We start from the raw sequence: 17,405 nt of genomic DNA, 5'->3' as shown, positions 1-17,405 counted from the left end.
TTAAAGCTTAGGCGACATTTTTGGAATGCACAAATTTGTGATGGGTGTCTGCAATTGCTGTAGTGGGTGTCTGTAATAACTCTCAGGTTTCCTCAATCTTTTGAGTGATGAACTAAAGCTTAGGCGACACCTTTGGAATGCACAAATTTGTGGTGGGTGTCTGCAATAGCTGTTCAATAACTCTATAGCTGTAGTGGGTGTCTGCAATAACTTGCAATAACTCTCAACCCGAAAGCTTTCTCAATAATTACTTTGCGACCCAGCTAAGCTTATTCCACTTTACATTTGTGGTATGTTATATTGTATCAAAATATGGCGGGACTAGGAAATGAGACGACAAATATTAGGAGATAAAATAGCGATAGGCTTGTCAATGTTATGTATTTTTCATTGCTTAATTTTGCCCGTGTTGCTTATGGCTTTACCAGCTATAGCTGGCTTTACCGTGTTGGTTGATGAATCGGTTCATCAATGGCTATTACTTGCTGTCGTACCACTTAGCTTATCAACTCTTTTATTTGGTTGTGCGAGGCATAAGTCGGTAAAAGTACTGATAGCCGGGGGAGTGGGGATTTCATTGTTGTTACTGCCTTGGTTACTTGGAGCAGGTGTGGTGAGTGACATAGTAGAAGTGCTGCTTACCGTCACCGGCTCGCTTACTTTGGTCTACAGCCATTTTAAAAATTATACGCTGCGCCGTGTTACCTACTAGCAATACATTATCTTGGAATTGAATATGAACAATGATTTGGCACAAAACAGTGCAACCCAAATGAACCATTATCAATGCGCTGATCAGGTAACGGTGCTAACAAAAATTTATCAAGCTGACTGTAATTTAGCGGTGTGGCAGCAAGCATTATCGCAAGACTTAAAACAAGACATTCGCGACTTCTTAGAGACCACACCCGATATTGATATCACTGCGCAAATTTCGACGAGCAATATTGCCGAAGAAGTTACAGAATCTCTGAAAAAGCACCACTTTGATGCTCAAGTGGTAACACATATCATTAGTATTATTGACATGTTTAGCTGTCTATTTGAGCTCAGAATAGTTGGCCTTAGACTAAAAACACTGCACTCGGCTATGTGTCCTAAATTTCATGTGGATAAAGTGCCTGTCAGGCTTGTTACTACCCTTGCAGGAGCTGGGAGCGAATGGCTTGCTAATAGCAAAGTGAAAAGAGAAAATAATACCTTGATTATTGATGATGACGTGATAGCTGAATCATTAGAATGTGGCGATGTTGCACTTTTAAAAGGTGAGCGCTGGGCTGGAAATGAAGGGCGTGGATTAGTACATCGTTCTCCTAAGGCGACGCAAAACCAAAAAAGGCTACTGCTCACGCTAGACTTTATTGCATAAATTGGATGTATTATGACAACAACATTGAAAGCATTGCTGCTGGTATTTACAAGCACTATCACAGCGGTGGGCTGCACGGCTGTAACCAAGCCAGGCCCTTCCTCTGTACCATTGCGGGTAGCATCATGGAACATCGAGCATTTGGCTTATCCTTCAGCTTCTGGCTGCAGACCAAGGGATGAAGCAGAATTAGCTGCCTTACGTCAGTATGCAGAAAACCTCAGTGCCGATGTTATTGCACTGCAAGAAGTGGATTCAGTAGCAGCGCTAGAGCAAATTTTTTCTCCAACTAAGTGGCGGCTCGTGCTATCCGACAGAAAAAATAGCCGCACTTATGAATGTAGAGGAAGTAACTATACTTCTACACAACAAAAAACGGCTTTTGCTATTAAAAAAGAAATTACGCTAAGTAATGTAGAGAGTTTTCAGGCCTTAGGGGTGGGAGTCGAAGGCCTAAGGCATGGCCTAGAAGTGACTTTGAATACCTCAGTGGGCGAAGTTTCGATTCTCAACGTACACCTTAAAAGTGGCTGCTTTGTATCTAATTATCAAGATTCCGATAAGCCTGCGTGTCAATTATTAGCTCGTCAGTTGCCAGTGTTAAAATCATGGCTTAGCGCGCATGCTGATGAGCAATATATAGTACTCGGTGATTTTAATCATCGCTTGAGCCAACACGACAATTACTTCTGGCATCAGCTAATTAGTGATCAAGCTATCGAGCAAGGGGCAGTCATCAATGCCACAAAACCTCTGAAAGGCTGTCATCCTCGTTATCCTGTGCCAATTGATCATATTTTAGTAAGTAAAGCACTGGCAAATGACTCTGTGATTGAACCCAAGGTTCATTTTTTTGCTGATATGGAAGAGGGCAAGATGTTAAGCGACCACTGTGCTATCTCTGTCTCTATGCGTGCCCAATAGAGCAAGTATGCACAGTATAATAGCAAGTAAAAAGCGAGCCTGCACTGAGTGCATGCGCCCGCTTTTCAATTTACCAATCATGCTTTTATAGTAAAGTCTGCTTTGCTTTTTCTAGCTGATTAGAATGTCCAGTTTAGGTTAGCAAAGTAGGTACGGCCTATAGTATCAAACAGTCCACCATCAGTGCCTAAGTAGTAGTTACCACCTCCACTGTATGCATCTGGCATTTGTGGTGTCTTCTTATCGAACACATTATTAGCACCGATATTAAAGCGCAATTTGTCACTGTAGAAATAAGAAGCTGTTAAATCAGTATAGATCATCGTTGGTGTTTCAAACGGCATAGCAAACGAGGCGTCATAATCCTTTCTACGTTTTTGTTTACCAACATAGCGCGTAGAAGAACCGACTCTAAACATGTCATTTTGATAGCTAAGGCTGAGTGTCGCTTTCCATTCAGGGAAGGCGAATAAGCCTGTGGTTGGCTCTAAATCTAAAGTTGGATCTGTCTGTATATCACGGCGGATAAGTTTTTGGATAATGGTATTAATGCCAATTTCGCCAGCAAAGGCATTAAATTTATAATTGGTAATAATATCTAATCCGCTAGTACGACGTTGATTGAGGTTTAGAGTCTTAAGTTCAACATCTGTAATGATACCATTTGGTTGACGCGTAAGTAGCTTACAGAATTGGTTATCAAGAGAGTCTTGTTCTACGCAGGCATCTACAACCGTTGCCACATTAAACTGATCAATTAGGCCATCAAGTCTGATATCCCAATAATCAAATGTGACTTCAAAGTTTTCAATGGCTTTTGGCGTAATTACAACCCCAGCAGTTAGTGTATTTGCCGTTTCGACTTCGAGTTCTTTATTACCAGAGCTAACAATGTTGCCTGGCTGATACCATCTGATATCACTTGTCGTTTCTCCATCTTCATTGGTAAATACATTTACCCCCAGCTTCTTACAGTTTTCAACTACATTTGCTTTTGCCGTTTTAATACGATTCTGGCTACAAGGTTGGTATAGCCATTCGAACCCTTCTCCAACTGTTGTAAATTGTTCATTGATATTCGGTGCTCTTGCAGAGCGAGAGCGCGAAAGGCGAAGTGTAATATCTTCGATAGGCTTCCAAACTGCACCAACGTTCCAGCTGGTGTTTTGTCCAGCTTCACTGTAATGCGCAGAGCGGGCAGATAAATTTAGATCTAAGCTTTCTGCCAATGGCTGGTCTCTAAGCAAAGGGATATTAAATTCTGCGAATATATCTTTAACATCGTAAGAGCCAATAACAGGGCGTGCGACAGCATAGCTTTGACCAATACCTTGTCTTAGCACCTCTGAAGGAGAGGTTTCACTTTTTTCTTTACGATATTCCACACCCACAGACATTGCAATTGGGCCGGCCCAAGTTTCGAAGAGCTCACCGCTAGTGTTAAAATGCAGAACTTGTTGAGACTGAGATTGTGAAGAGGTGTGTTCTAGACCAATGTAGTCGATTACTTCTTGCGTCATTGGTTTGAAGACGTCATGTGGTACGCAGTTACTGTAGTCGTTACCTGCTTTAGGTGCCGCTGTTTCGTCAATCGCAGCTCGACATACGGCATTACCATTTTCATCTAATACGGCATCAAAGCTAGCTAGCCAGCGATCTTCATAATAGCTATTGATGGTGGTTGAATCTGCTGTGGCTTTGCCATACTGAGCGTAAAACTCCCAACGCCAATCATTTCCAAAGTCGCCTTGAAGCGATGCTACAATTTGATATACGTCGCGTTTATAGTCACTGCCTTGTGCCCCCATCTCAGTAAAGTGACGTGCGATAGGTAGAGAAGTCATTTCAAACTCGTCCATTTTTTCGCCTAAGTCTGGACGAATAAATGCATTGTCTCTAGAGAGAGGCACGCTACCGTAGAGAGAGGCTGGGAATAAACGAGATTCAGACTCAGTTTTTACGTATTTTGAATCCATAGAGAAGAAAATACCGGAGTCAAACTCGTAATTAATAGTATTATTAAACATCAGCTTTTCCACAGGCACTTGTAGACGCTGAAATTCATAAGCACCGAGCTGCTCACCACCTTCGTCTGTTTGCGCTCCGGTTAAACCATTTTCAGGTCTAAATAGCTTTCCACTATTACCTAACTTAACGGGTCTCATTGAGCCATCTGGATTAAAGGTATAAGCTACCCCACCAATAAATACCACGGTTGTTGGGCTAGCTGTTATAGAGTAGCGTCTGGCTGTAAGGTTGTTTGGAATATCATCCGTGTCAGTCAGTTCAGTGACCTTTTCAGCTTTCATTCCTTCACCGAGAAGTTTTTTACGCTTTTCTACATGCTCTGGGTTTGGATAAAAAGACCAGTTTGAGTTTGTATATGGCCTATCTTTTGCGTTAACTTCTTCTTCTTCATTGTATGAAACGTAGAACGTTGCATTACCCTTATTATTATTAAAGTTTAGACCGTGAAGGAAATTAACTCCTTTCTTTTCGCCATCAGAGCGAGATGTTATGCCACCCGATACATTGAGCTTAGAGCCAACAAAATCCTTTTTGGTAATGATATTCACTACACCTGCTACGGCATCTGCGCCATAAATTGATGATGCTCCTCCTGTTAGAATCTCAATTCTCTCAATGAGCCCTGTTGGAATAGAGCTCATATCTACCGTACTTTCACCAGGGATTGAGCCAACATGACGGCGGCCATTTACCAAGGTTAGCGTCCTTTTAGTGCCTTGACCTCGTAAATCCTGCGTACTCATCCCTGCATTGCCGTTATAGTTACTTGTGCCTGAACTAAGACCTGGTGCCATTGAAGGAAGTTTGTTGAGCAACTCTGATATGTCAGTTGCACCACTTGCTAAGATAAACTCCTGATCTAGTACCGTTACCGGTGAAGGAGATTCAGCTTCTATACTTAAAATACGGCTACCAGTCACGGCGATCCGCTCTATATCCGAGTTGCTATTAGCACTTGCAGCGTGAATAGATGAAACGGCGAAGCTAGCGATCAGTGTTTTGGTTATTATATTTATATTACTCATGGATTTTCCCTTGTTAACAGAAGGGGTACTTTAAATTGTTTTTTAACAAGGTACAAATCCGATGAGACATTATTGTAGCAATTTGCTTATTTTTCTCGGTAAAGCTTTTCATCTTAGAATATAAATTCACTTTTTTACTTCAATGTGTATAGTTATTTTTTCAATTGCTCTCAATCTAACAATAAGGAATGTTATGCCTTCAGCCAACCTACTCGCATTACTTGACGATGTTGCCGCGTTGACCAAGCTTGCCGCAACCAAAACTGCTCCGGTGTTAGGGGACGACCTTGCCGTCAATGCAGAGCAGTTATCGGGTGGAATAAAGCCAGATAGAGAGCTTGCGGTGGTATGGAAGGTGTTTAAAGGGTCTTTGCTGAACAAGTTTATTTTGGTGCCGGTCGCTTTAGCCTTCAGTTATTTTGCGCCGTTTATGATCCCTCTTATGCTAATTTTAGGCGCCTTGTACTTGCTGTTTGAGGGAGGTGAAAAAATACTCCACGCTATTTTTCACCGTCAGGAGCAACAGCAAGAAACCGATGAGTTTGTCAAAGCGCTTGAGGATGAGCGTGTTGACTTAGTTGAGTTTGAAAAAGACAAAATCAAAGGCGCTATCGTTACTGACTTTGTTCTATCGGCGGAAATTATCATTATTGCGTTGGGGGCGATTGCTGATCAGCCTTTTGAGAAGCAGGCGCTTGTCCTTTCGTTGATTGGCCTTGCGTTGACTATCGGGGTTTACGGGATTGTGGCCTTGATTGTAAAGCTCGATGATATTGGCTTGGCTATGATTAAGGATGCAAGTAAGACCACGCTTGCGGCAATAAAACGCGGGCTGGGTAAGGGGTTACTTCATTTTGCCAATGGCCTGATGAAGTTTTTGTCGGTCGCCGGTGTGTTAGCCATGCTTTTAGTGGGTGTTGATATTCTGGCTCACCAGTTCCACTTGCTAGAAGAAATAGTTCATGCCACTGAAAATCTGCTCCCAGCAATGAGCTGGCTTTTGAGTATTATTGCCAAGCTTGGATTGGGTGCGGTAATTGGTGTCATTATTGCGGCGGTGCTAAGTCAGTTGCTGGCAGTGTTTAAAAAAGTATAAATAATCGCAAGTAGCCGTAAATTTCAGGACTACTTGCAGAGTTTATTGATTATCTTCTTATCGGTACTTGCTGATTGAGCGGTTTTTGCGGTGCTTCATTGAGACTTTGCGGTAATATACGTTTTGCTTTACGCTGCTCACGCAGTGTAAATTGTAGCGCTTTTAAAATCCGCGCATCCAATGGTGTCTCGCAAAATGGGCTTAACAGGTTATTTTCTTCCGTCGGGTCTTCACTCAAGTTATAGCATTCGTACTCACTGGGAATAAACTGAGTGGTTGTTATTCCGTCTGGGTTGCCGACGCCAACCAAATTACTCACAGGCGATTGCGTGGTAGGCGCATCGTCACCGCCAAGGTCAACTAAGCTCTGGTCTTGCTCATAAAATCTAGCGTTATCAAAGTAACGCACAAACTTCCATTTTGTGTCACCGCTGATATCCGGTAATTGCGTTATTACGGCTTCAATATGGTTCGGTTGGATAATGCTATTGTAAGCCTTACCAGTAAGCATATTTGTCATATCACTGCCAACCTCGATGTTGTCATCGGTCATAAAGTAAATGGCTTCTTCTTTGGGCGACGCTTCACCTAAAATGACGTCGGCGAGGTTTCTACCGACGAGTGGCTGTGCTTCACTGTGATCTTTAGCAAGCTGAGTACGAGTTTGCTCAATATCTATATCCGCAAGGCCAAGTAGGGTAGGTAGCAGGTCTATGTGTGAAGTGGTGATATCAAGCTGCTTAGGTTGATTGAAAAGCACAGGGTTTGAAATAATAAAGGGCACATTTAATACTTCTTGATACGCGGTGTACCATTTTTGATGTAGGCCGCCGTGAGCACCTAGTAACTCACCATGATCTGAGGTAAAAACGACAATAGTATTTTCATAAAAAGATGACTGCTTTAATGCGTTAACTACCTGTTCTATATGCTTATTTACTTCTGCGATTAGGTAGTAATAAAACTGCCGATAGGTTTCATCTGGGGGCTGCGGTAGATACATATGCGGGTACATAAGCTGATAGTCTTTTTGGCATCTAGGCTTGTCCATTAAGCTTTCAGTTTGGCTTGGGGCTGGTGCAACACTTGGAAGGTTACCGGCTTCTTTTTCGGCATAAAAGTTGGAAAACCAATCTTTTTGTCCCATTAATACAATGTCATGAGGGTTTACGAATGAAGAAACCAGTAAAAATGGCGTTTGGTCGCCGTTTTGTGCCTTTTTTTCGAGTTGTTTAAGGGTTTCACAAACTTGATTGGCAAATCCCGGATCTCGAGATGTACCAGAGTTGTTCTCCGCTGCGCCATGAGGTTCAGGACCTATCCATTGACTAAAGCCGAACTTATCTAGACGCTCTGCGCGCTCATAGAGTGCTTGTTTTGCTGGGTAAGGCTCTCCGGTCTCAGAGTTACTATACAACGCTTGCTGACTCCCCGGCACGATAATATCCTCATCGGAGAGGTGCCACTTACCACGATAATAGGTTTGATAACCTGCTTCGCGAAACCAAGAGCCCATGGTTGGCACGGTATTGGGAGCCAGCCAGAACATATTTTGATCAAATGACGACTTGCCAATTCCAGGTGTTTGGCTCACACCGTGTAGGGATGGATATTGACCCGTGTAAATGGATGTTCTACTCGGTGCGCATGCCGTCGCTGCTGCATTATGATTCATAAATTCCATGCCACAGCGGCGCATTTCTGCCATGCACGCACTGTGTTTGAGTCGATATTCTTTTGCTTGTGAATTTTCGTAGGGCGGAGGGAAACGCTCTTCATCGGTGGTAATGATTAGAAAATTCGGTTGTTTGCCATTAATCTTCATTACAATCTCCTTTTAACTTGCACAGGGCAAATGCCCACAAAGAGTGTAGTTGAAGATCCTAAGGTATTTGCGCTTTGTGTAATTTAATTGTTTTTTTATTTTAAATAATGTGTAAAAACAACATTCTGTATTTTCTCAACGACCAATAGAAAAAGGCCTTATCGGCCTTTATATGTTTTTGTATTTGGTGAGTTACCAGTCGCCTGGGTCGCCGCCATCTGAGTCGCTGATCTCCTCGTAAGTACCGCCAGTGTCAATACTCAGCTGTTTAAGAAACTGAAATGTAGGGGTACTAGATACCGACTGAGATGCAGATGAAACATCTAATACATACATCTTATCTTTATTAGCCAGAATATTTTGCACTGTGCCTGTATAGATTGTGGCATTGAATTGCACTGGTGGTAGCTCAAACAGGTATTTAGAGGTTACGCTCGTTTGCCAATTTGAGCCGCCACAGCTAGAGACTGGACTGTCATTTTCGCCGCCATCAGTAGAACCATACACTCTTAGCAGTGCGCCATTAGCGGCTTCCGTTGAGTAATTTGCTCTTAACTCATCAGCGCCATCACACATAGCTTGTGCAAGTGCAGTTAGCCCCGAGCACCCTTCTGGATCTAGTTGATAGAGTGCCATCATTGCCGCATTGAAACCGACAAACCCGTTAGTTAGAGATTGAATTTGACCGCCACTAGCAAACGTTTTCACATTTAACTGTTGGCCATTAATTGTGGCATCTAAAAAGAACTTTGATACTTTTTGCACTGCCTGTTGCTTTGAGAATGAACATCGGCTTTGTCCATCTGGGCGCAACGTGTTCATTGAACTACTGCGGTCTAAAAAAAGCACGCCATAAGATTCAGGCGCAGCGAGCGAATTGAAACTCGACATTGTGGTTGCCAATACAATGGCAGATACTAAGATTTTCATCATCGTGAACTCCATGTCAAAAGATACCATTTGCATTATCTAATCGGAAAATCTCACGTCTGAGACAAGATATTGTTCAAATGGTGTAAGAAGTATCTGGCTGTACTACTGATGCAGATACGTGATTTGCGCAAGTAAAAAAAATGAACCTAATTGGTTGCAAATTTGTTGCGCAGCGTAAGGGTAGGGTAGATTCTAATTTTATCCATTACACCACATTACAGCGGTGATTTATTTTTAAAAACATAATGTTACATTTGGTTGTGACGTAAATTTTAGTATTTTCAGGATGTTATGTTTAGCTGCCTGATATAATAGCGGTTGCGATTTAATTTCTAAAAAATATACAGTAGGGTGAGGTAAGCAGTATTCAAAAGTACGAAATAATAAAAACAATGACAGGAAGTTTTATGAAGCGATATCTATTTTCTCTCTTAGGTTTAATTGTCATCGCTGCCGCTGGTTGGAAGTTTACCCAGTATCAGTCTTTTTACACTTCAGACTATGTTGATGTAGTGTTGTCTTCACAAGTGCTTAATGAAGATCGAAAGGTCTTTATTCGCCTCCCAAAAGGATATGACCAGGCACATAGTTATCCACTCATTATTCGCACCGACGGCAACTTTAATCTCGCGCGGTGGGATGAGGTACTAAGCAGCCTTGCCGAACAAGGTAGAGTAGAAGATGCCATTTTAGTGTCTATTCCCAATCAATTTTGGACGCAGACCCGCAACCGCGATTTAGTGCCGCCTTATGCTCGACAAGATGTTGCGATTGAGGCCCGTCCAGAGAGTGACAATGATCCTGCCATTTTTGGTCGTGCAGATCGTTTTTTGCAATTTGTTGAAAGCGAGCTGTTACCCTATTTAGAAGCTAACTACTCAATTAACGACAACCGTGTGTTAAGCGGGTTCTCTGCTGGTGGAAGTTTTGTACTTTATACCATGGTGACTAAACCTGCACTTTTTGATGGCTACTTTGCTTTTAGTCCTGCTGCGTGGTACGACGACTCGGTTGTCGTAAAAGAATTCGCAAAAAGCCTAGCCAATATTCAAGGCAAACCTAAGTATATTTACCTTTCCATTGGTGGTGCTGAGAATGACATCATTACCGGGTCATTTCATGGTTTATTGGATGCACTTGAACAGCATGCGCCTGCCAATGTGCGTTGGGGACACAGCATTAGCGAGGGCGCCGGGCATTCACAAAATCCAGTGGTTTCCGTGCCACTTGCTTTGAGTGAATATCATCACTTTAGAAAAAATCAGTCAATGTAAGTGTTGCAATGCGTTGATTTCAGAAAGCAAATGTTTTTGTTCGCTTTCACTTAACCCTTCAAGCTTAAGCATGGCTTGGTAGGTCTTTAATAGTGATGGCTTATCTCCTTTTTGCTGATAAGCCATCGCCAATTGCTGCAGTGCACTGAGGGACGCTGAGTTGTGCTGGCTCACAAAACTAAACAGGTTGATGGCCGCAGTGAAGTTACGTTCGAATAGGGCGGCATACCCTAGCGAAGTCAGCGCACTATAGGGGTAAGCCTTGAGTCCATATAGTGATTTAGCGATGGCGACATGATTTTCCAACTGAGTGACACCGGCGGTCGCTACCTTCAAGGATGGCTGATAATGGTTAAAGAGGTGCTGCAGACCATGATAATAGCTCGGGTAGACGACGCTCATATGGGTTTCGCCGCTAAAGTGCTGCGCTTTGAAGTCAATTCCATTTGGCTTTCGCCAAGCATCTTTAAGACGTTGAAATGGCTGCGTTATGATTGCGCTTTCGTCTGCCATGCTGATGTAGATACACTTGTTGATTAACGCCTTTGCCAGTAAGTCATTTAATAATCGCTCTTTATCCCACCAAAGGCTTGGACTTGCCAACATCACACCATTAAATAAATCGGGTTTTTCAAGTAGCGCATAGGTTGCAAACAGCCCACCGAATGAGTGTCCTGCTAACGCGCGATAGCCTGATGTTCGATAATGCTTGTCTACGTAAGGGATGAGCTCTTTGTCGATAAATTGCAGTAGCATTTTTGCACCGCCTGGATTTTGCTGCCGTGTTGGAGCTGCAAAATGTCCCAGTACGGCAAGGCTGCCTTTGCGATAAGACGGGGTCAGATCTCGTGTGCGGTGTTCGTTGGTTTCGATGGCAACAATGATAAGTTCCGGTATTTTATGTTGTTGTGCCAAGAAGCGAGCCGCTGAAGCGGTATGTTCAAGATTGCTCTGACCATCAGTTAGATATAATACTGGATAGCTTGTATTGTCTTGCTCATAGCTTGGTGGTAGGACGATATGAACCGTTCTTTTTTGCGAAAAATAAGCGGACGAAAGCTGCAGTGTCGAGTCCGAATCTACTGATTTATTAGCAACAGCGCTACCAATTGACAGCAATGTAAAAATAGTCACGATAACAATGTAAGTAACTAACCTAGTTTGCATAACCGTTCGTTCCTTGCTTAAAAATCATCGCTAATTTACCACGAGTCAAAACGACAAGGAACGAGTTATATAGCAGCGCTTAGGAATTATTTGTTTTGTCTTGAGCTTTGCAAGAGCACTATTACTCCATTTTCATTGGTGTTTGTGTCTTGTTAAGTAATTTAGAAAAGATAGGTTTTAAGCAAAAAAGAGAAAACACTGAAACGATTGCCATCACTAAAATGCCGATCAGTGGAATAGCATAACCAAAGGTAAAACTAGCACCGACCACGTGTCCCAATATGCATTCTGCGCGGTAGATTGGATAAAATAGTCCAGCTATCAAAAGTCCTAAGGCAGTATACATGGTGAGGCTTTGATAACCGAACTCCCAAAGGGCTGATTGCAACAAGCTAAAGAGTAACATCACAAAGAATGCGATCAAAAACTCAGTAGGAATAACCACGGGTGTTGTTTTTTTAATGCTCTCTGTGCCAATTGCTTTATGTAGCCGCAGTGCAGTAAGCCAAGCTAATACGGGAATTATGATAATTCCCCATGCGTTAGATACTGCTGGAAAATCCGCTCTGTGAAGTAAGTGGTGACTCACTATTCCGCCATTTAAATGTTGCCACATTAGCGTTAATATCACGAGCAAGATTGCCGATGTAATTAGGCCTTTGTTGATTTTGTTCGCTTTGACTGAAAGCATGTTTCTACTCCTAACTGATTAAACTGTAATTTAACTAAAAAAGACGGCTGAAATGCGTGGCCACCACATCATAACAATGGCCGCGCAGACGCCAATCGCAGTGATCACAAAACCTAGGCTCATCATTACCGCGATTATCCAAACCGGTGCGCTGGCTTTGGTTTGGCGTTTTGCCCAAAAGTAGAGTTCTCCGAGTACCATTGGTAGCAGATAGCAGGCAAACGAAATAAATATATCGATAGGGCCATCTAAGGTTGCGGTATTGCCATTGAAGCCTTGGTTGACCATGTACCAACCAAACAAATAAAGACGAAACGTCCACACCCCATTAACCAAGAAAAAACTATGTACGGCATAACGTTGATGTGCGGCGATATTTTTTTGTATGGCAGCGCGCCAAGCAAAAAAATATCGCAATGAGAATTAATATACCGTTGAGTGTTATCCCAATGGCACCAACATCGCTTAGCCTAAGACCGGTTACCCAAGTGAGATATAATCCAGTGAGTGCGCCCGAAATACCGAGAATAAAAAATATTCTTCCGTTGTAGCGGTGAAAGCGTGGAAAGCGTTTTCGCACCGCAGGAATCAGCTGTAATAAACCGCTGGTGGCCAAAATCACAGCGGGTAGAACATGGCTAAAAAACACCTTGGCATCTTTTGTGTGTCCACTCGCCGGTGAAGCGGCTGCACTTTGCTCTGTGAGTCCCACGATAAGCGGGATGGCATATAGGCCTATGATATAAACAGCAAACATCCATTGCCCGAGCAGTGCGACAAATACCCAGCTTTTTACAGCGCTATTCAATACGCTAAAGGGACTAAAAGAAAACCCTGTTGATTTGGTTAGATTGAGCGAAGGCAAAATACTTATCCTTATAAATCAATAAACTTGATATATAAAATGACAAGGTTTTGCTATCTCGTCGCTTTGATTTTGAAAATCAAAGCAAAGAAAGTAGGCCGAATTTTAAAAATGGTGGTGTTAAGTTTACTTACAAAGTTAATTTGAATGCTATTGGTGTAGCTAGTAGAGTCTTCGTGTCTATCTCTACTCCTTAAATCAGCATGACTATTGAACACTATTATCTTTTTTTACTTGGCCTTTGTTGTACTTTGGTTATCGCACAGCTTTTTGTAAAAGAGAAAAGAGCAGCCCATATTTTATTTGCTTTGGTGTGTGGTTCTATTGCATTGGCAACGACTAAGAAATTAACCAAAGAGTCGCTAGATGGGTATGAGTACCTGATTGGTATAGGGGCTTGTTTGACCTGTAATGGCTTTTGGCTGTTCTCACGGGCATTGTTTCGCAAAACCAATGCTATCTCTAACCGACATATCGCTATAGCAGTATTAATAGCTGCTTTGATCATTTGGCAACAAGGGTATTTATTTGTCCACAGCCAGTTTCAGCTAACGGGCGGTTTGCTGCTGGATTGGCTAAATAGCGCTGCGATTGAGTTAACCATTATGTTATCTTCTTGCGTTTTACTCCTTGCCTTTTGGGAAGGGTGTAGAGGGTTTTCAGAATCAAGAGAGCATGAAAAAGCTCAAAGAGCAGTATTTTTGTTAGCCTACTTTATTTGTGTTGCGGGTACAAAACTAATTGCCAATCGTTATGCAGGCAATCTCGAGGTGCAAGAATGGGCGGTGACGAGCGCGGCAGTACTCATCTTATTAACCGCTCAAGCTCTATTATATTGGCGTTATGTGTATCGTTTTGAAGAGGAAGCTGAGACAATCACATGTGAACCAATAGAGAAGATGCCAACAGAGCAAGAGTTGGTTTTACGACAACGGGTTGAGCGCCTTCTTATCACCGAGCAGGCATATTTAAAAGAAGGGTTGAAGGTTGCCGATGTGGCTCAGCAACTCAATGAATCCGAATATAAGATCAGCCGGGTGATCCGCCAGCAACTACAAGCACGTAATTTTAATCAGCTTATTAATCGCCTTCGAGTTGAACATGCTAAAACGCTACTGCAAGACTCAAGCAAACAACATTGGCCGGTCTTGGTAGTGGGGTTAGAAAGTGGTTTTGCATCTGTTGGCCCTTTTACGAGAGCTTTTAAGATAGAAACAGGCGTTACGCCCAATCAATTCAGAAAGCGTGATGACGACAGTGAACACGTGGTACAGGCAAGCGAGTAATGTCAAAATCGAGGGCTATTCTCGCTTGACCAACTTATATCGTATTTGTTGTATAGGTAACTCGATTGCCTGCGGGTCAAGTGCCAATGCTGTATCACCAACGGGAAAAACGTCAGTGATCTCTACTGCGTCTGCTATGCTGCTAGCGTTATCTTCAAATAAAAAGTTTAGCTTAGTGTACTCACTAGGTTGTAAGTCATAACGCGCCAATGTGGCGGCTAAATCAATACTATAGTCATAAGCTGTGATCAGGTTGCCAATGTTCTCACTGTACTTACACACTTGCCATTGATATGTACTTGCATCGAACTCAAGTGCCCAAATCCCTTCCTTATCTTGGATCATTTGTTGAGGCCGTTGACATGGAAGCGGCAGGGGAAGTAAACGACTGTGTATCCAAATTTGCTCGTACGTTTTACACAGTAAGTCGCCTTTAGAAAGAGGGATAATATGTTCGCTGAGTCCATACTGGCACGCTTGTGATGCGGGGATCCAAAATGGAGACGTGTTATAGCCAAAGGCAATGTACCCCATCAGCACCGCTTGATCTGAAGTCCAACCAACATAAAAGTGATTGCCTTTTCGCCAGTTCACCGCGGCTATGCGCCCTTGTTGTCTATCTGTTAGCTCAAATAGGGTGGTTTTTGTACCAAAGTTACAGCTGATCACTTGGTTACTGCCATTGACCTTACATAACTGATTGACTTCGGAAAATGAAACAGCCGTAATGGCTGAGTTGGTCGTGGGGCTAATTGGCATCGTGGTAAACTTTGTAACAGCAGTTAGCTCACCCATTTGGTTTTGCTTGAAACGGCACTTAGGTTGCGCTTTAGAAGCATTAAGGACAACCTTGTCGTCAAGTAATGCAAGCTCGCAGCTACTTGCTGTAAAAGAGATAATAAACAATATTGTGCCCAACAGGGCGTGCCAAATTATTTGCAAATGGGCGTACTCTCTCTATGCCTGCGATTTACTATAAACATAGCTGACACTTACCCCATTAAGCAAGACACGCGGAAAACTAACTTACTTTTAACTTTTAGCTGTCTTTTCGGTGTCTTTAGCGGGGGGCGTATCATCCAGTGGTTCAGCTGCATCGAACTCGGAGTCTTCATGTTCACCTTGAAAATCATCTTCCTCTACAACTAACAGTTGCTCATGGGCCGTTTTTTCCTCAATCCTTGGGTCCATAGTTGCTGCAAGCGGTGAGCTGGTGATATCAGAAGTCGCAGCAACATAGTCGCTAGGCTCTGGTTGCTCCGCTTTTTGTCTGGCGTTGATAAAGTGTAGTAGTAAGAACATGACGACCGTTAATACACTTAGCGATGCGTATAGGGCTTGATGACCAAAATAGGACATGATTTGTGCGATAGCGGCCGAGCCAACGCAAGCGCCACCACCAAACGCAACCAGCAGCGCAGAAGACACCCCAACACGGTCTTCATCATCAACGCGGGAGTTTGCCAATGCTGACGAAAGTGGGTACATGGTAAATGCAAATAAACCAAAGCCAAAGGTAAGCCAGAGGCTATAGCTTGGATTAAGTGGCAGTAAAAATATAGCCAGTGAGATCAGACCAATAATGACGGCATTGCTGCGCAGCAAAATACTGCGACGAATGCGGTCTGAAATCACTCCCATGGGCCACTGTGCGAGTAGACCAGCAAAAATAGTGACCGACATATACAGAGCGATTTCTTCAGCATCAAAGCCTGATTGGCTAGCAAAAGTAGGTGCCAGACCGTAAAAGCTGCCATTGATAACCCCTGCAAAGCACACCGCAGTGAGAGATTGCGGTACTTTTTTAAAGTAAGTCAACAAGCTGACTTGAATGGGCTTGAGTGGTTTTGGGTGGATCCGTCTTGTGGTAGAGATAGGAATAATGCCGAATGATAAAGCAACGACGACCAAAAATAGTGGAGCATAACCGAGTTCTGGAAAATTCGATAGCGCAAATTGACCTGTTACCATGCCAAGATAAGAAGTTAGCATATAAAACGAGAAGACTCGGCCACGTTGCTCTGGAGCCGCCTGTTCATTCAGCCAACTCTCTAACACCATAAAATTACACATCATACCGAGGCCAACAACCAGCCGCAGTGCAAGCCAAAGATAGACATTATCACTCACACCGTGCACGGCTACACATGCTGTAACGGCTGCTGTACTCGCGGCAAAGGCACGAATATGGCCGACGGATTTTATCAGGTGGTATCCGAGTTTGGCACCGAGTAAGAGACCCAAATAATAAAATGATGTCAGTAAACCAATCCAGAAAGTACTTACACCATGCTGACCCAAATAAAGGGCTAAATAGGTGGTAAGTAAGCCTGTCCCTCCGACTAAGAACAGGTTTGTGAAATAGAGCGATGGGAAAGACTTCATATCGACATTGAGACTCATAATGAATTTGCTTGTAACGTGATAATAGTAGGGGACAAATAGTTTATTTCCAAGCAAAAGCTGCTGGCTATTCATCAGCCTTGTTTGCTTGTGTCGTTGGCTGAACGCTACATAGCCTAAATTATTCGGTTATTCAGTGTGGTTCTGGCAAAAATATAGTGATAGCACCTTAATGATTGAATTGTTGCTTTAAGTGGGTTGAGTGTTTTTTGTTCAGGTGATACAACTTAAGTTCAGGACTAAATTATTACGAGTTAGTTCCTGAATCTATCAATAAAACAAAAAGGATTACCAATGAAATTAACGGTTAAAAAATTAAAGTCTTTATCTAAAAACAGCCAAACGCTTGGTTATGCCGCGACGCCTAATGTGGCTGGAGGTTATACAACTAGGCCTGGCACGATTGGTTGCGAGACCACGACTAAAGAGTGCGATTTAATCACCACAGCACTTTGTACAAGCGCTCGATGCGACAACTACACGACTGAAAATTGTTAGCAATCAAGTAAGCAGGAGCAG

General features: G+C 42.9%; 16 protein-coding genes. 7 read left to right on the top strand and 9 right to left on the bottom strand.

All coding sequences use genetic code 11. From position 1 onward, the window contains the following. Positions 1–328: 328 nt before the first annotated feature. From CEX98_RS10915 to CEX98_RS10905, 3 genes are read left to right on the top strand one after another with little or no spacing between them, the layout of a single operon-like run. Positions 329–712, top strand: a complete 384-nt coding sequence (locus CEX98_RS10915) for a MerC domain-containing protein (protein WP_099642099.1) — start codon at positions 329–331, stop codon at positions 710–712. A 24-nt stretch (positions 713–736) separates the two neighbouring features. Beyond that, positions 737–1,369 carry a DUF1826 domain-containing protein gene (locus CEX98_RS10910; protein ID WP_099642098.1) on the top strand — a complete coding sequence of 211 codons (633 nt, stop codon included), beginning with the start codon at positions 737–739 and terminating at the stop codon, positions 1,367–1,369. Positions 1,370–1,381: 12 nt separating this feature from the next. After that, entirely contained in the window at positions 1,382–2,293 is a 912-nt protein-coding gene (locus tag CEX98_RS10905; protein WP_099642097.1) for an endonuclease/exonuclease/phosphatase family protein, read from the top strand. 119 nt (positions 2,294–2,412) lie between these two features. On the opposite strand, the gene CEX98_RS10900 is transcribed toward CEX98_RS10905, so the two are convergent. Next, a complete protein-coding gene (locus CEX98_RS10900) occupies positions 2,413–5,346 on the bottom strand; it encodes a TonB-dependent receptor plug domain-containing protein (RefSeq protein WP_099642096.1) in 2,934 nt (977 codons plus the stop codon). A 193-nt stretch (positions 5,347–5,539) separates the two neighbouring features. Here CEX98_RS10900 and CEX98_RS10895 point away from each other — a divergent pair, with 193 nt between their 5' ends. Then, positions 5,540–6,442: a DUF808 domain-containing protein gene (locus CEX98_RS10895; RefSeq protein ID WP_099642095.1), complete on the top strand. Its 903-nt coding sequence runs from the start codon at positions 5,540–5,542 to the stop codon at positions 6,440–6,442. A 49-nt stretch (positions 6,443–6,491) separates the two neighbouring features. Here CEX98_RS10895 and CEX98_RS10890 read toward each other — a convergent pair whose 3' ends face one another. Next, complete coding sequence (locus tag CEX98_RS10890) at positions 6,492–8,267, bottom strand: sulfatase-like hydrolase/transferase (RefSeq protein WP_099642094.1); 1,776 nt, start codon at positions 8,265–8,267, stop codon at positions 6,492–6,494. A 192-nt stretch (positions 8,268–8,459) separates the two neighbouring features. Further along, on the bottom strand, positions 8,460–9,200 hold the full coding sequence (locus CEX98_RS10885; RefSeq protein WP_039492137.1) for a hypothetical protein: 741 nt from the start codon (positions 9,198–9,200) through the stop codon (positions 8,460–8,462). A 407-nt stretch (positions 9,201–9,607) separates the two neighbouring features. On the opposite strand from CEX98_RS10885, the gene CEX98_RS10880 reads away from it, so the two are divergent. Next, a complete protein-coding gene (locus CEX98_RS10880) occupies positions 9,608–10,474 on the top strand; it encodes an alpha/beta hydrolase (protein ID WP_099642093.1) in 867 nt (288 codons plus the stop codon). Here CEX98_RS10880 and CEX98_RS10875 read toward each other — a convergent pair. The 4 genes from CEX98_RS10875 to CEX98_RS23265 form a co-directional block, all read right to left on the bottom strand. Continuing rightward, positions 10,466–11,641, bottom strand: coding sequence for an alpha/beta hydrolase-fold protein (locus CEX98_RS10875; protein ID WP_099642092.1), 1,176 nt, complete (start codon positions 11,639–11,641; stop codon positions 10,466–10,468). The genes CEX98_RS10880 and CEX98_RS10875 overlap by 9 nt on opposite strands. Before the next feature lie 121 nt (positions 11,642–11,762). Beyond that, positions 11,763–12,332, bottom strand: a complete 570-nt coding sequence (locus CEX98_RS10870) for a hypothetical protein (RefSeq protein ID WP_099642091.1) — start codon at positions 12,330–12,332, stop codon at positions 11,763–11,765. 30 nt (positions 12,333–12,362) lie between these two features. Beyond that, the gene (locus CEX98_RS23270; protein WP_242441683.1) at positions 12,363–12,656 is read right to left on the bottom strand and encodes a hypothetical protein; all 294 of its coding nucleotides are present in this window, start codon (positions 12,654–12,656) and stop codon (positions 12,363–12,365) included. A gap of 19 nt (positions 12,657–12,675) precedes the next feature. Further along, complete coding sequence (locus CEX98_RS23265; protein WP_242441682.1) at positions 12,676–13,197, bottom strand: DUF2306 domain-containing protein; 522 nt, start codon at positions 13,195–13,197, stop codon at positions 12,676–12,678. 203 nt (positions 13,198–13,400) lie between these two features. Between CEX98_RS23265 and CEX98_RS10860 the strand changes: the two genes are divergently transcribed. Next, the gene (locus CEX98_RS10860) at positions 13,401–14,483 is read left to right on the top strand and encodes a helix-turn-helix domain-containing protein (RefSeq protein ID WP_099642090.1); all 1,083 of its coding nucleotides are present in this window, start codon (positions 13,401–13,403) and stop codon (positions 14,481–14,483) included. Between the two features lie 15 nt (positions 14,484–14,498). Here the strand turns inward: CEX98_RS10860 and CEX98_RS10855 are convergent, their stop codons facing one another. Then, entirely contained in the window at positions 14,499–15,389 is an 891-nt protein-coding gene (locus CEX98_RS10855; RefSeq protein ID WP_143484339.1) for a hypothetical protein, read from the bottom strand. A gap of 126 nt (positions 15,390–15,515) precedes the next feature. Continuing rightward, on the bottom strand, positions 15,516–16,868 hold the full coding sequence (locus CEX98_RS10850) for an MFS transporter (RefSeq protein WP_099642101.1): 1,353 nt from the start codon (positions 16,866–16,868) through the stop codon (positions 15,516–15,518). Positions 16,869–17,180: 312 nt separating this feature from the next. Between CEX98_RS10850 and CEX98_RS10845 the strand changes: the two genes are divergently transcribed. Then, positions 17,181–17,384 carry a hypothetical protein gene (locus CEX98_RS10845; RefSeq protein ID WP_099642088.1) on the top strand — a complete coding sequence of 68 codons (204 nt, stop codon included), beginning with the start codon at positions 17,181–17,183 and terminating at the stop codon, positions 17,382–17,384. The last annotated feature ends 21 nt before the right edge of the window (positions 17,385–17,405 follow it).

Origin of the sequence: Pseudoalteromonas piscicida (assembly GCF_002744175.1) — a bacterium.
GTDB lineage: Bacteria > Pseudomonadota > Gammaproteobacteria > Enterobacterales > Alteromonadaceae > Pseudoalteromonas > Pseudoalteromonas piscicida_B.
Note: the sequence above shows the minus strand (reverse complement) of the source record. Positions and strands in the feature narration are given on the sequence as shown.

Coding starts and splice junctions, on each gene's coding strand:
- CEX98_RS10915 (WP_099642099.1), top strand. CDS start 329: ATGAGACGACAAATATTAGGAGATAAAATAGCGATAGGCTTGTCAATG.
- CEX98_RS10910 (WP_099642098.1), top strand. CDS start 737: ATGAACAATGATTTGGCACAAAACAGTGCAACCCAAATGAACCATTAT.
- CEX98_RS10905 (WP_099642097.1), top strand. CDS start 1,382: ATGACAACAACATTGAAAGCATTGCTGCTGGTATTTACAAGCACTATC.
- CEX98_RS10900 (WP_099642096.1), bottom strand. CDS start 5,346: ATGAGTAATATAAATATAATAACCAAAACACTGATCGCTAGCTTCGCC.
- CEX98_RS10895 (WP_099642095.1), top strand. CDS start 5,540: ATGCCTTCAGCCAACCTACTCGCATTACTTGACGATGTTGCCGCGTTG.
- CEX98_RS10890 (WP_099642094.1), bottom strand. CDS start 8,267: ATGAAGATTAATGGCAAACAACCGAATTTTCTAATCATTACCACCGAT.
- CEX98_RS10885 (WP_039492137.1), bottom strand. CDS start 9,200: ATGATGAAAATCTTAGTATCTGCCATTGTATTGGCAACCACAATGTCG.
- CEX98_RS10880 (WP_099642093.1), top strand. CDS start 9,608: ATGAAGCGATATCTATTTTCTCTCTTAGGTTTAATTGTCATCGCTGCC.
- CEX98_RS10875 (WP_099642092.1), bottom strand. CDS start 11,641: ATGCAAACTAGGTTAGTTACTTACATTGTTATCGTGACTATTTTTACA.
- CEX98_RS10870 (WP_099642091.1), bottom strand. CDS start 12,332: ATGCTTTCAGTCAAAGCGAACAAAATCAACAAAGGCCTAATTACATCG.
- CEX98_RS10860 (WP_099642090.1), top strand. CDS start 13,401: ATGACTATTGAACACTATTATCTTTTTTTACTTGGCCTTTGTTGTACT.
- CEX98_RS10850 (WP_099642101.1), bottom strand. CDS start 16,868: ATGAAGTCTTTCCCATCGCTCTATTTCACAAACCTGTTCTTAGTCGGA.
- CEX98_RS10845 (WP_099642088.1), top strand. CDS start 17,181: ATGAAATTAACGGTTAAAAAATTAAAGTCTTTATCTAAAAACAGCCAA.